Origin of the sequence: Vibrio sp. McD22-P3 (assembly GCF_021568915.1) — a bacterium.
In the GTDB taxonomy this organism is placed as follows: Bacteria; Pseudomonadota; Gammaproteobacteria; order Enterobacterales; family Vibrionaceae; genus Vibrio; species Vibrio mediterranei.
In genome coordinates, this window is record NZ_JAKGTN010000002.1 from 34119 (window position 1) to 48086 (window position 13968).

The following is a 13968-nucleotide window of genomic DNA, read 5'->3' on the forward strand; positions in this document are numbered from 1 at the left end:
TGAATTATTGCTCCTGCTCCCAACGAAATACTATATCTTCTAGCCCTTCTTCGTTATCGCTATTACCTTCGTGTTCGGTAAATCCAAGTCGACGATAAAACTCGATCGCGTTGTGATTGATTTGAAATGTTCTCAGTGACAATTCCCCTCCGCTGCGAGCTTGTGCTTCTTCGACTAACAAACGTCCGATGCCTTTTCTCTGAAACTCAGGTGCGACATACAGTTGGTTAATTTCATTCCGATCAATTGCCATAAACGCTACGGGTTGTTTCGATTCTAGAGTGAGTACCACCCAGATGTCATGACTGTGCGGCAAAATATTGGTTAAAAAATACAACTGAGATTCAACAGAATGAATAGGCTCTATGCCTAACGCCTGCACGAAAGCGCGGCGCCAAAGCGTCACGATTTGCTTAGCGTGTTTAGGTTCGAAGCGCTCTAAAGTGAACGGCGGTTCATGCATCACACAACCTTTATTCTGCTTTACACTGTAAAAACGATGTCTACAGTGTAGCGCAAAATTTCTTTTGACCTGTCTACATGTGTAGGGTTTAAGGTTCTGCCCCTTGAACTTCATTGTGAGGCTGCTATTCTTTGCCGCCCTTTTTCTTATGTTGAGGTAACCCATGGCCATTGGTTTTGACTACGGAACCGCGAACTGTTCTGTCGCTCATCTTGTAAATAACGCCATCGAGCAGATCCCACTGGTGGGTGATAACTGTTATATCCCCTCAACGCTTTGTGCTCCGACGGCTGAAACTGTGTCTGAGTACTTGTTTCGTTGCTTGGATATTCGACCTTCCAACGAAGTAGGTGAAGCCGTGCTTCGACGTGCGGTAAAGCTCAATCGAGAAGAAGGGATTGAAGTTATTCCTACGGATGTACTGTTTGGTGAAGCAGCGCTGGATCTGTACCTCGAAGACCCTAAAGACGTCTATTACATTAAGTCGCCGAAATCTTTCTTGGGCGCGATGGGGCTTCGAGATATGCAGCTATCATTTTTTGAAGATTTGGTTTGCGCCATGATGAGCAATGTAAAACGTCAGGCGGAATTGCACTTGGGACAAAGCATCAGCCAAACGGTTATTGGTAGGCCTGTTAACTTTTTAGGTCGTGGCGGTGATGCCTCTAACCGTCAGGCGGAAGGTATTTTATCGCGAGCGGCAACGCGTGCGGGCTTTAAAGATGTCGAGTTTCAGTTTGAACCTGTAGCTGCAGGGCTTGAGTACGAGTCATCGTTAACTGAAGATAAAAATGTGCTGGTGGTCGATATCGGTGGTGGTACGACGGACTGCTCATTTATTCAAATGGGGCCAAGTTGGGTGGGGAAAGCAGATAGAGACTCTTCACTCATCGCCCATACCGGCCAACTTGTAGGCGGAAACGATCTGGACATTTACATCGCTTTTCGCCGCTTTATGCATGCATTCGGAATGGGGACTAAGCGCCACTCAGGGTTAGACATTCCTGTGACGCAATTTTGGAACCCTATAGCGATTAATGATGTTCAAGCTCAACGTAAGTTCTACGCTCATGACAATTTAAAAGAGCTACAACTTCTTGCTAAAGAAGCCATTGAACAAGACAAAGTATTGAGACTGGTCACACTGCACAAAGACACGTTAGGTTATGCCGTTATTCGCGAAGCTGAGAAAGCAAAAATCGCACTTGAATCTTCAGCAGAATATCGCGCTATGATTGATTTGTTCTCTGAACAAGTTGGCATTGATATCAGCCATGCTCAAATGGCAGAAGCCATTGATAACCCGACCAGAAAAATCCAGGCGTTAGTCAAAGAAGCAGTAGAGCAATCTGCGACCTCACCTGATGTCATTTATATGACTGGCGGATCAGCACGCTCTTCAGTATTACGCAATGCGGTTCAAGAAGTGCTACCTAACATCCCTGTAGTATCTGGCAACTACTTTGGTTCGGTAACGGCAGGGTTAGCGCGTTGGGCTGACGTGTGTTTTAAATAGTGTGTTTTAGATGGAATAAAATAAGCCCAGAGCTTAGCTCTGGGCTTATGTGTCTATTTGGTTGGCATCGGAAGTATTTCAAACATTCCGTCAAATTCGTCCAAGGTGGCAGCAAGTTTTCCGATTAACTCGCCATCCCCTTTGATTCCTGCTTGTCCCGACTTCAACAAAGCTTCTAATGTCGTTTGACCCAATGCAATTCGTGTTAAATCTGCTTTGTGTACGATGAGCTCAACATCAGTTTTCGGTAGAGTGTCCACTTCGATGTTACTCATGTTGGCATTAGACACTTCACCGTAGTAACGCTCTGCCACATCTGGGTGATATAAACCGAAACTAAAGTCCAATTCAGCTTGTTCTGCTTTTTCTGCGTTGAGTTTAACTGCAATAAAATCAAGGAACATGCCTGTAGGAGTATTAGCAATTACGTCAGCTGATGCCAGCTTGATTGAAGGTGATATCTCGCCAGTTCTTAGCTCCACTGCACCTTGTAAGTAGGAGTTACGCCATGCCATAGTTTCTGATTGGTAGCCTTGTTGCTCAAAGCTGTCTGCTAGTGCAAAGCGATAGTCAATGTTATTCGGGTCACACTGCACTAAGTCATTGAGCAGTTGGGACGCCTCTTGATACTGACCATTGTTGAAATGTGCCAGTCCTGCTTGATATAGAGTGTCTGCACCTGCTGCTTCTACGTATACACAAGATTTCTCTTTAGATTTTAGTGGGTTGGTATTTACGGGGTTCATATCATGATAACCAAGATATAAGTTCACAACAGCTCGCGCGTTGTGGCTATAAGAGCCATGATACCCATTGGTGTGCCAGGTTTGCTTTTGTGATTCTGGTACTAGGCGTTCAATTTCTCTGCCCACATCATGGATGGTGACGCCGTGGTTAGCAAGACGCATTGCTTGGTTGTGGATGAAACCATAGTTGTCGCGTTGCAACGCCATATAAGCGGAAATCTCGTTACCTTCCGTGTTTGGATCGTTCCAAACCGGAGCTGAGTGCGCGGCGTGAATGTTATCGACTAAGCCAGAATCAACATAGCGTAGCTTCAGCTCGGTTAAATACTTAGTCCAAACCAAGGAATCACGTACTTTTGCACCGCGGAAGGTGTAGATATTGTGCATACCATCATAGGTTAGCTCTGCGGTATTAAGGGAGCGATACTGCGGAACATATAAGACGATTTCAGCTGGTGCCTCCGCGCCCGGCATATTGATAGCGTGGAATTCTAGGCCGTCAATGGTGATAACTTTTTCGCGTTCTTGGATTTCTGTTGTTGGAGCTACTAAGGTCACTTCACCGCGCGATGTGCCAAGACCTAACGCGTTATCAACGATCCCTTTCGCATCGTTCAACAGTGTCGTACCGTATTGGTAATTTGCTCTGCGTCCCATTGCTGTGCCGGCGATGACATTCTCATCTGCTAGCTCTTTGATAAAGTCTTTTGGCGCATAAATCTTTGCATTGTCAGCAAAATCTCCAGATTCAACAATGCCTCTTGAGCCACCAAAGTGGTCAGCGTGCATGTGCGAATAGATCATGCCGGTGATTTTGTGCTCGCCATTGATCTTTGGAAGGTGTTGCTTGGCAAAGTCCCAAGATGCTTCAGCGGCTTCGCGTGATAGCAATGGATCATGAATAACGTAGCCGTTGTCAGTGCGATAGATGGTCATATTAGACAGGTCGGCACCACGAATTTGGTAAATGCCATCGGTCACTTCGTACAGTCCACCAGCAGCGTAGTTCAACATACCTTGGCGCCAGATCGATGGATTTACCGTCGGTGGGATGTCTTCGACTGACATTTCAGCCATAAATTCGAAGCGATTTTTCAGCTCACCTGCAGCATGATTACCAAATTCAGCAATCAGCCCCTTTTGCGTGCGTTGAAAAGCAGAAGTATCTTCCCAAGGAAGAGTGGCGGCTAACGCTTGGTTAGCTTCAATAGTATGACTAGTCGCAGGTTTGCCTTGATAGTCTTCTAGGCCAACGTAATCAGCACTAGCGTTGAATGATGCAAGAATCGCAATGGTGATAGTAGATGGCACAAGTTTGCGGTACATAATTGACCTCACACGGTTAGAACAGGAATTAAGGTCAATATAGCGGCTTGACTCATAACTAAATATGCAATTTAATTTAGTTAATACATAACTAATGGTGATGTTTATGAATGCCTCTGATTTTGATCTTAACCTGATGCGCGTGTTCGTGACCGTATATCGTTATCAGTCGATAACCGTGGCGGCAGAGGTACTTAACTTGACCCAACCTGGTGTCAGTGGGGCTTTAAAGCGACTTCAAGCTCAACTCGGTGAGCAGCTTTTTGTTCGCGATGGTCGAGGCATTGCGCCGACGCATTTAGCTCACGAATTAGCTCGCCATATTGAGCCAGCTCTGGAAACCATAGAGAGCACCATTGATGGTGTTAAAGATTTCAGTGTGCAAGGTAAAAGGCGTTTTGCCGTTTACACGTCAGAACCAGTGATGCTGATGCTATTACCGAAAATTGAAGCGGATGAAACCTTGGGAGAACGTGAGATCGTACTTCATCCTACCTTAGCGACCGAAGAGGAGTTGCTCGATAAGCTCAATTTACGTCAAGCAGACCTAGCGATAGACTTTGCCAAACGTACACCTTCGCTGTGTTTTTCACAGCCGTTCTTTACTGACCAAATCTGTTTGATCGCCAGCAAATCACATCCACGAATCAGTGGCAATATCACGGTTGAGCAGTACTATCAGGAGAAGCACATCACTCTTAAGCTCAGACGAGAAAACGCCTTCTTAGCGGACTATTTTACTGAGGAGAATATTAGAGGGAGAAAGGTAGCTGCAGAAAGCGATTCTCTTTTGGTGTTGATGGCATTAGTGGCAAGTAGTGAGAGCATTGGAATGATGAGCCGTAGCGTGGCTACTTTGTTTGCGGAGCGTTTTGATATTCAGATTATCGAAGCACCGTTTCGCCCGATCCCTGTCGACTTTAAGTTGGTCGCTCATAGTCGAGAGCAGAGCAGCAAAGCCAATATATGGCTTCGGGAAAAGCTGCTCTCCTACCTGTCTGAGCTAAACCTCGGTCACTGAGAGTCGACAAAAGTGGCGACTCCCACTTTATTTAAGTACGAATCGCCGCCATTTTCTGTGACTTTATAAAAGTTAGTAACAGTCCCAAACTGATGATAGCTGTCATGGCCTCTGCAAATAGAATACTCGCCCAAATGCCATTAATAGGGAACAAGCTTGGCAGGATAATGACGCCTAGTGCAACAAATACAAACCCACGAGCAAGAGAGATTATGGTTGCCTGATTGGGTTTTGCAATGGCCTGAAACAGGTTGGCGACGACAAGGTTTAGTCCCATTAGCGGTGTCGCATAAAAGAAAAACAGTAGCGCAGTCGCTGATAGTTCAACGAGCTCGATATTATCGCCAAGGTAGAAACGTGCGACTGTCTCTGAGAACAATCCGATCACTGCGAGAAATAGTAAGCCACTTCCAATTGACGTAACAAGCCCAAGTTTGAGCGTAGCTTTCACTCGTTCTGGCAAGTTAGCACCATGGTTAAAACTGATAATAGGCTGACACGCCTGATTAATGCCAACGATAACAAATAACGCAAATACACCCACATTTGCGGTTAAGCCGTAAGCGATGATGTAGCTCTCCCCAAATTGGCTAAGCAGTACGTAGTTGAATAAGAGTATCGTCAGCGCAGAGGTGATCTCAATAAAGAAAGTGGGGGTGCCTATCTTTAGGATCTGTCCTACCTTATCCAGACCAAGCCCTTGTAAGGTCAGCCTTAGCTGACCTTTAGCTTGCCAAAAGTGGCTGAGAAGAATCAGTGCTATGACCGCTTGAGAAATCGCAGTCGCGTATGCCGCTCCCTTCATCCCCCAGCCAAACTGAAGCACAAAGAAGTAGTCCAAGACCAAGTTGGTGACTGCGCCTGCTGACATGGCGTACATAGCGAGTTTTGGGTTGGTATCATTACGTATAAAGCAAGACATAACCCAAGCAAGAGCATAAAGAACAAAGAACTTGAGCATCACACCCAAATAGTCATGCGCTAGTTGTGCCATGTATCCAGTAGCGCCCATCAAGCGGATAATATCGTCTAGGCAAAAGAGTGCGATTGATACAGCAATGGTCGAGATAATTGCTGTGGCAAGCATCGCCTGACTAAACAGCGTTTGGCCAACACTTAGATTGCCCTTTCCAAATTCAATCGACATAAGCGCTGCACCACCGATACCTATCATCATTGCAATCGCAGTGAACAAGGAAAAGGCAGGAATCGTCAAAGAGATAGCACCAAGACCTTCAGCGCCGACACCTTTCCCCACAAACCAAGCGTCACCCATAATGAAAATGGACTTAATGACCATGCCTGATAGCGCTGGTAGAAGATACTGAATGAACGATTTCTGGATTGGATCGGACTTGAGGTTTATGCTCATTGGAAACGACAATACCTATAAATTGATGAACAGAGATAATGGTATTATCGTTACGAAACTCGACATTAAAAAGGGATTATCTGCCTTTAATCTGGCACTATTTGGACGTTCTTCTTCGAAATTCAGCCGGAGATTCACCCATGTTCGTACGGTAAAATCTGCCAAAATAAGCGGGGTCTTCAAACCCAAGTTGCAGTGCTATGGCTTTAACGGTTTTCGTCGAAAAGATAAGTTCACGGTTCGCTTCCAGAAGTACTCTATCATGAAGCAACTTGGTAATGGTTTTACCTAGGTGTGCTTTACTTAGCTCATTAAGGCGCTTACTGGTAATGGAAAGTTTATCGGCATAAAACGCCACGTTTCGTTCGCTCTGATAGTGGGTTTCGATAAGCGTTATCACCTGTGAAATTCGTTCATCCCGCACAGTAATTGCTTCGGTTTTGTCCACCGAAAAGCGAACAAGATAGCGCAAAAAACAAGTAAGCAAGGATTCGATCAAATCCCAATCGGTGTCTTCACGTTGATACTCTTCCAGCAGCAAATCGAAAACGGCACCAAGTTGCGTTGCTCCTCTACCCTGAGTATCGATATAAGGATGCTGATTTTGGTGAGCAGAAAATATTGCGTCAAACATCAATTGATGGCGGTAGCGATTTTCGAAAAAATCGGTCGAGAAAATGAGCATTTTGACGTTACTACCTAGTGAGTTTGACTCATGAACTTGCCCTGGGGCGATTGTAAAAAACCGCCCTTTTACACTCTGATAATCGACAAAATCGATACGTTGAGAGCCGGAGTCATCCAAACACCAAATGACTTCAAAATAGTCGTGACGATGTGGTTCCAAGAAGACTTCTTCTGACTCCATACGGCAATCGACGACCTGACAAGGGTGACCTTTGGGTAATGTTACCAAGTTAATTTTGTCTTTCATGATTCACATAGGCGGCAAGGAAAGATGTGTCTAGTATGACATTGATTGTTAAGTGATTCGAGGTGACAAACTGATTACGAGTAGGAATTGACCTACCTTAGGTTGGGATGAGAGCAACACGGTTTTAACTATAAAGTGGTAATTAACTTGGGTTGGCGATAAGTTGAGCTGTGATGTAAATCCAATAGTACATAAATTGCTGATATAAATGGCAATTGTTGCTTGAATTTGTCTCGTTTATGAATCTAGAATGATTCGACCCTCTGATTTAAGGGTCACCTAGCCAACTGACGTTGTTAGTGAACACCTCTTGTTCACACGTTATATAGCCAATCGCCTTGTTTTCGCGATTGGCTTTTTTCTTGTCGTAAACTTGTCCTAGCATTAAAAAAGCTCACCGAAGTGAGCTTGCAACGATATATGGAGCTGGAGCTACACTTTGAACTGTTCAACGGTAGTGAGAAGCTCTTGGTTTCTGCCTTTTAAGTCATTGGCATTTTGTGTTGCCAGCTCTCCATTTTGGACCAATGTGCGCACCATATCTTGAATCGTCACCATGTTCTTATTGATCTCTTCAGATACCGTACTTTGCTCCTTCGCTGACGATGCAATTTGAGCAACGAGCCCATTGATCTCATCAGTAAAGGTCATCATGGAGTCGAGAGAGTTAGTCACTCCGCTGGTTTGTTCTTCATACAGCTTACAACGATGCTTGGTGGAGTCCATATTGGCGACAACGGCTTCGTTGCCAGCATGAAGCTTAGATAGCATTTCATTGATTTCAGATGTGCTTTGTCGAGTGCGAGAAGCCAGAGCTCTCACTTCATCAGCGACGACGGCAAATCCGCGTCCTTGTTCACCTGCGCGTGCAGCTTCGATTGCAGCGTTAAGTGCAAGTAGGTTGGTTTGCTCTGCGATATCACCGATTACTTCAAGTGTGTCACCAATCTTCTGTGTATCGGCACTCATAGCTACAACAGCTTGTGAGGTGTTTTCCACTTCTGCGACCAGAGCCTGCAAACTTGAGATAGCTTCTTCGACAATCAGCTTCGAGTCAGAGCTGGCTTGGTTAGCCGTTTCAGTATTATTTGATGCTAGTTGCGCATCATTGGCCACTGTATCGGAAGAGGCACTCATTTCATGAATAGAGGTAACAATCTGGTCCATTTCATTTTGGTGTGATTGGAACAGAGCCTGATTTTCTTTAGCTTGTTGCTCGATATGTAGGATTGAACGACTGGTTTCATTACAAGACTGAATAACATTGCCCACTAAAGTCTGCAATTGAGCGATAAAGGTATTGATGTCTTGGGAAATTTTACCAAACTCATCGTTAGAGTCGACCGTAAGTCTTTGAGTAAGGTCGCCTTTACCTGTTGCGAGGTTTCTCACCACGTTCTGAAGCAGTGTGATAGGTTTTAGTAAGAAGGCGATTATCATCATACTCAACGGAATAATGATAGCAGCAGCTACGAGCAGTGCTTGGGTTATTTGCGTACTGATTGTGGCGGCATTAGCCTCTGTAACAGCACTATCTAAGTAAGCGGTCAATGTCCAAGTATCGTTTAATACAGGAATCGTTGAGTCAAACTCGATATGTTGACCCGGAGTCGTATTGGAGAATAGGACATTGCCAGCACCATCTTTGAGTGTCAGGTAGTCACCGTTGCCGCTGGTTTCTGCGAGCGGTTGAGTAATAAAGCTGAGATCGAGTTGGTAGAATGTCACTTCATTACTTTGAGCATTGGGTACCACTATATTCAGTAGGAGCTTATCATCCTGTTTGACGATTTCGTTTGCAACGATCTGTCCGTTGGCTTTGGCTAATTCTGCCTCTAATGCCGCAACAATATTCTCATCTTCCACAATGCCGGATTTGTCGAAAACGAAACCAGAAGACATTTTAGTGATGTTATCAAACTCGGTTTTTTCGACGATATCTTTTACGTCGATAAAGCTGACATTAAGGGACTTGGCTTGTTGAAAACTGTAGTTAAGTTTGTCGGTAACACTTTGGTTCAAGAGGGTAAGCTTTTCTTGTGTTGTAGAAGAACCACTGCGCTCAATATAGGATTCTACAAAGCTATTAGCAGCAAAATAGCTGGTGCCAATGGTAGTAAATATAATTGCTATGACTATTGAATAGAGTTTTAGTTTGAACGAGAGGTTCTTCATTATTAGTAGGTCCATTTACCGAAGTTATTGATGTATATAGTAATATTTTCATCATTTAGGTAACGTGACATAGGTAATAGTTATGAACCTAAGTTTATTTATGTCTAGTTTTGATTAAAGATGTCCATTTATATTGAGTAAGATACAAAAAAGCCAGCGAATATAACGCTGGCCCCTGCATAGTAATTGTCAACACGACAAGTGCTAGACAAAAAGTGAGGACAAAATACCAATAACCCCACCAAATACGCCGCCCCAAACCACAAGCCAGCCTAGGTGCTCCTTTATCATCTTTTGAACGATTTCTTTAACCAGCTTTGGTGTTAATTCACTGAGTCGCTGGTCGATAATCGCTTCAACATTGCCTTTTACTTCGTTTAACATCTTCGGTGATTCGAGTTGTTCAACCAGAGCTTGTTTTACTGAGTCGCTTTGGCTGATTTCAATCACCGACTGCTGCATCTTTTCAACGAACGGCTGTTTCATTGGTTCCAATGCTTCGGTGCCGCCAAGCATCGCCAACATACCACCAAATTGAGAGTTCGCGATCACTTCAACCAGCGAATCAAAAGCAGGGTTAAAGTCGACCTTTTCTAATATTGGTTCTAAATCCAGTGGAATACCTGAGCTCATTTCTTTATTGAGGAAGCGATCGATGTTCTCATTGGTAAAGAACTGCTCCATCATTAAGTTTTTTATCGCTAATTTAAAATCTTCAAAGCGTGCTGGGATAACACCAGAGCCATAAAGTCCTGGCACTTTCTCGAACAACATATGAATGGCGAGCCAGTTAGTCACCGCACCTGAAAAGGCGAATAGGCCAGCATATAGCACTAGGGTGTTGTCGAGTTGGTAGCCAGCAGCGAGTAGCGCTAGGGTAATGAAATTAGTAATGAGACTCTTATTCATAATGTCTTGCTAGATTAATAACGTTGCGCTGATTCTATTGAAAAAATGCCGTTATAAAAAGCCACTTTTTGTCGACGATTAGTCAGCGTTGTCACGAATAGTTTTGATTTTTTCTAACAAGACGGTTTTATTAAAGGGCTTTGATACGTAATCGTCCATTCCGCTTTCGGTACAGCGACGGATATCATCATCAAGCACACTAGCAGTAAGAGCAATAATTGGCGTTCGTGCTTTGTTGTATTGTTCCTCGTAAAGCCTGAATTCTTGCGAAGCGGTGAAGCCATCTTTTACTGGCATCATGCAGTCCATTAATATTACGTGGTAGTGGTTAGAGTCATCACAAAGAAAATTCAACGCTTCCTGTCCATTATTGGCAATATCAACTTCGTAACCAGACTTCTTCAATAACAGGCTCGCGACCTTCTGATTCACTAGGTTGTCTTCGACCAGCAATATAGATTGGCTGTCTGGGTTGCTCACTATGTTAAGCAGCGACTTAGGCGCATTTTCTGAGTTTGTATTAGCAGCCTCGTCACCCACAATCTCAAGGGTATTTGGAGTGGGCTGTTGCAAGGATTGATGCTGACTTGGTGCATGTTTCAATGTATCAATCAACCGAGCGCCCAGCAGAGGGAAAGTGACTAAACCAGAAATAAGTTGTGGGTAGTGAGTGGAAGAAGAGTTTTGTGGCTGTACGAGCACAATTGGGCTGTCAGGTGATCGCTTAGCAATATCAATCAAGTCAGCCTCGCTATCATGCTCTTCGCTTGCACAATAAAGAATAATAGAGCGATCGTTTGGAGAGGCTTCCTCATAAGAAGTGCATATAGACAGATTATCTAAACCAAACTGATGCAGTTCTTGGCTTACTTGTGCTGCATAAGTTTGTCCATTACTGATGATAACAAAATTGCTGCCGTCCAATTCATTGATATGCGGTGATGTGGCTTGATTTATACTAGATTCGATTTTGAAAAAGAATCGGCTTCCTTTACCTTTTTCTGAGTCAATTTCAATATTTCCTCCCATCAACTCAACTAATTGCGATGAAATAGCGAGTCCCAAGCCCGTACCGCCGTATTGTCGTGTCACAGAACTGTCTTCTTGCGTAAATGGTTTAAAAATTGAGTCTTGTTTATCTTTGTCGATACCTATACCAGTATCGACAATGGCAAAGTAAATACTGCAGCGCTGTTCATCGATCTCAGTCACGTTGATCTCCATTCTTACATGACCTTTGTTGGTAAATTTCACTGCATTCGACATTAAGTTCATCAAGATCTGACGCAAACGGTGATCGTCGATGATCAGCATATGTGGCATCTGAGGTGAGAAACAGATCTGCAGTTGGAGATCTTTTTCCTTCGCTTTTGACATTACGATCGCGATCGTGTCATAAGCGATCTCGCGCAAGTTCGAGCTATGCAAAGAAATCAATAGGTTACCTGACTCAATCTTAGAGATATCTAGGATGTCATTGATCAAGATAAGTAGGGTCTGCGATGAGGTGTCGATGGTGTTGAGATAATCGCGTTGAATCGGATCGAGATTAGATTCAGAGAGAATGCCAGACATGCCGATAATGCCGTTTAGAGGCGTTCTTATCTCATGAGACATATTGGCAAGGAAAGAGCTTTTCGCCACGTTGGCTCGTTCTGCTTCCTCTTTGGCTGCTAGCATTCTGTGTTCATTTTCTCGTCTTTCATGAATGAGCTTGTTCATTTTCTTACCAAAATGACTGAACTCATCTTGTCCCTCGGTTGAGGCTAGAGTATCTGATTCCTCTTGATTCTCGAGCCGCTCAAATGTTTCTAGTGTATTGTTTAGGAAAAAGATGATTCGACGAGTGATGTTTATACTCAAAATGAAGAGCGCTGCCATAATTGACACAGTGAGGCCAATGGTTAACCAAAGACGCTGTTCCAAGTCTTTGATGCTTTGAGCCATTTCATTGGTCAGCTGTTCATTGATTTGATCGGTCGCTTGCTGAATAAGTTTTAGCCTCTTATCTAGAGCAGCAATACCAGATGTAATCTCTTGCGTTGCCAGCTCCGGCTGGCTTTCATCTAGTACACGGTCCCTAAAAAGGATGCTCTCCACAAAAGACTCATCGGAAAACGTTTTTAGCAGTAAACTGACTTGAGATGCATCGGCATTGATATTAAGGAAGCGTTCTATAAGATACTGTTGGCGCTCAAATAAAGTCGAGAGTTGTTCATGAGCTGCATGAGAATCATGATGCTCTTCGGCGTGTCCTTCGACAATATCAATATGGATTAACCAATTCTCTTCTGTTGCCCAGAGACGAATCCACTCGAGGGTAAATAAAGCATTTAAATGCGATTCCAATTTAATCGTTCCGGTATCGACTTTAGTGCTTTCTAATTGCGCGATCAGTTGATTGATAAGGTCATTAGTCCATGAACTCCATTCTTCCAGTTCGTCCATTTCCGTGACGGATTGCAATTCACTTTGAGCGTCTCGAAGTTCTTCGAGAGTAGTATTTGCCATTGAGAGTGCGTCTGCAGAATAAATACTCTTCACGGTGTTGGCTATTTTGTCTAAGCATTCATTTAGCTCGCTAAATATGACATTTTTATTACTATCAAATGTGTTTTCGAGCTTTTCTAGACGAGATTTATGGAGTGATGTGCTATATCCGGAAATATAACCTAGAGCGGTCACTTCACTCGATAAAACAGACATTTGTTGCAGACTGTTTTGAGTTCTAAACGCTTCCCAAGCGGAAAATATTAAGATAACGGTCAAAGGTAAAATAGCTAGTAGTATGATCCTGCTCTTAATAGACATCTTATTTAGCAAATTCATATCACTATTCCTTGATAATAATCTTGAACATCGTTTTTGGTGAACTAATCTGTTTGTTAGTTTAGGAAAGGATTTCGCCTGAGTGTAATAAAATGACTCAAAACTTACTGACAAACATAGGCATACGGATAGGGCTCTTTCGTGGCAGCGCCATAATAGCCTTGGGTTTGATGTTAGCTTTATCATTTGAAAGTAGAGCTTTTGCTGCGAATGAATATGCGGTGTTCACCTTAAATGACAATTTTGATGAATTAAGTCGGAGCAAAGCTAGGATGCTTTATCGAGGTAAGACTAAATCGTTGCAAGGGAAACGGATAGAGCTATCCGATTGGCCTGAAAGTTCATCTGAGCGTTCTGAGTTTTATCAATACTTGCTAGGGAAAGATGTCTCGCAAATGAATGCCTACTGGGCAAGTCTTTCGTTTTCTGGCAAAGCCCGACCGCCCAAAGAAATTGATGATGCCAATGTCAATGCGCTTATCACCTGGTTATCAGCAAAACCCAACCGAATCGGCTATGCCCCATTTAAAGCTTCGGTGCAGGTGGTAAAACGTCCACAAGATAACTGGAGCGAACCTCAACTGGAGTGGGCGTATCTTGGTTATTCCATCGGTGATTTTGAAGGGCGTGCGGGTCGACTTCGTCTGCCTGTCTTTCTAGCATCTGAGTATTATTAT

The 13968-nt window shown here is 43.7% G+C and carries 9 protein-coding genes and 1 pseudogene; 3 read left to right on the plus strand and 7 right to left on the minus strand.

Translation table 11 applies throughout. The features are described from left to right. Window positions 1-4: 4 nt before the first annotated feature. Window positions 5-463: a GNAT family N-acetyltransferase gene (locus L2W36_RS02265; RefSeq protein WP_096443582.1), complete on the minus strand. Its 459-nt coding sequence runs from the start codon at window positions 461-463 to the stop codon at window positions 5-7. Between the two features lie 163 nt (window positions 464-626). On the opposite strand from L2W36_RS02265, the gene yegD reads away from it, so the two are divergent. Next, on the plus strand, window positions 627-1979 hold the full coding sequence (gene yegD / locus L2W36_RS02270; RefSeq protein WP_236109213.1) for a molecular chaperone: 1353 nt from the start codon (window positions 627-629) through the stop codon (window positions 1977-1979). A 53-nt stretch (window positions 1980-2032) separates the two neighbouring features. Here the strand turns inward: yegD and L2W36_RS02275 are convergent, their stop codons facing one another. Beyond that, complete coding sequence (locus L2W36_RS02275) at window positions 2033-4051, minus strand: alkyl/aryl-sulfatase (protein ID WP_236109214.1); 2019 nt, start codon at window positions 4049-4051, stop codon at window positions 2033-2035. A gap of 106 nt (window positions 4052-4157) precedes the next feature. Between L2W36_RS02275 and L2W36_RS02280 the strand changes: the two genes are divergently transcribed. After that, on the plus strand, window positions 4158-5072 hold the full coding sequence (locus L2W36_RS02280) for a LysR family transcriptional regulator (protein ID WP_236109215.1): 915 nt from the start codon (window positions 4158-4160) through the stop codon (window positions 5070-5072). A 31-nt stretch (window positions 5073-5103) separates the two neighbouring features. Here the strand turns inward: L2W36_RS02280 and L2W36_RS02285 are convergent, their stop codons facing one another. The 5 genes from L2W36_RS02285 to L2W36_RS02305 all read right to left on the minus strand — a co-directional run bounded on the left by L2W36_RS02285 (window position 5104) and on the right by L2W36_RS02305 (window position 13291). Next, window positions 5104-6444, minus strand: a complete 1341-nt coding sequence (locus tag L2W36_RS02285) for an MATE family efflux transporter (protein WP_236109216.1) — start codon at window positions 6442-6444, stop codon at window positions 5104-5106. Window positions 6445-6541: 97 nt separating this feature from the next. Beyond that, a complete protein-coding gene (locus L2W36_RS02290) occupies window positions 6542-7378 on the minus strand; it encodes an AraC family transcriptional regulator (RefSeq protein ID WP_236109217.1) in 837 nt (278 codons plus the stop codon). Window positions 7379-7810: 432 nt separating this feature from the next. Then, on the minus strand, window positions 7811-9553 hold the full coding sequence (locus L2W36_RS02295) for a methyl-accepting chemotaxis protein (protein ID WP_236109218.1): 1743 nt from the start codon (window positions 9551-9553) through the stop codon (window positions 7811-7813). A gap of 204 nt (window positions 9554-9757) precedes the next feature. After that, window positions 9758-10462 (minus strand): DUF445 domain-containing protein, encoded by a 705-nt coding sequence (locus tag L2W36_RS02300; RefSeq protein WP_236109219.1) that lies wholly within the window; start codon window positions 10460-10462, stop codon window positions 9758-9760. Between the two features lie 78 nt (window positions 10463-10540). Then, window positions 10541-13291, minus strand: coding sequence for a hybrid sensor histidine kinase/response regulator (locus L2W36_RS02305; protein WP_062456444.1), 2751 nt, complete (start codon window positions 13289-13291; stop codon window positions 10541-10543). Between the two features lie 92 nt (window positions 13292-13383). Between L2W36_RS02305 and L2W36_RS02310 the strand changes: the two are divergent. After that, window positions 13384-13815 (plus strand): annotated as a pseudogene (locus L2W36_RS02310) (hypothetical protein); the annotation flags it as partial. Between the last annotated feature and the right edge of the window lie 153 nt (window positions 13816-13968).

What these genes read in the sequence shown, in the direction of transcription:
- L2W36_RS02290 (WP_236109217.1), bottom strand. Translation starts at nt 7,378, where the DNA reads ATGAAAGACAAAATTAACTTGGTAACATTACCCAAAGGTCACCCTTGT.
- yegD (WP_236109213.1), top strand. Translation starts at nt 627, where the DNA reads ATGGCCATTGGTTTTGACTACGGAACCGCGAACTGTTCTGTCGCTCAT.
- L2W36_RS02265 (WP_096443582.1), bottom strand. Translation starts at nt 463, where the DNA reads ATGCATGAACCGCCGTTCACTTTAGAGCGCTTCGAACCTAAACACGCT.
- L2W36_RS02295 (WP_236109218.1), bottom strand. Translation starts at nt 9,553, where the DNA reads ATGAAGAACCTCTCGTTCAAACTAAAACTCTATTCAATAGTCATAGCA.
- L2W36_RS02305 (WP_062456444.1), bottom strand. Translation starts at nt 13,291, where the DNA reads ATGAATTTGCTAAATAAGATGTCTATTAAGAGCAGGATCATACTACTA.
- L2W36_RS02300 (WP_236109219.1), bottom strand. Translation starts at nt 10,462, where the DNA reads ATGAATAAGAGTCTCATTACTAATTTCATTACCCTAGCGCTACTCGCT.
- L2W36_RS02280 (WP_236109215.1), top strand. Translation starts at nt 4,158, where the DNA reads ATGAATGCCTCTGATTTTGATCTTAACCTGATGCGCGTGTTCGTGACC.
- L2W36_RS02285 (WP_236109216.1), bottom strand. Translation starts at nt 6,444, where the DNA reads ATGAGCATAAACCTCAAGTCCGATCCAATCCAGAAATCGTTCATTCAG.
- L2W36_RS02275 (WP_236109214.1), bottom strand. Translation starts at nt 4,051, where the DNA reads ATGTACCGCAAACTTGTGCCATCTACTATCACCATTGCGATTCTTGCA.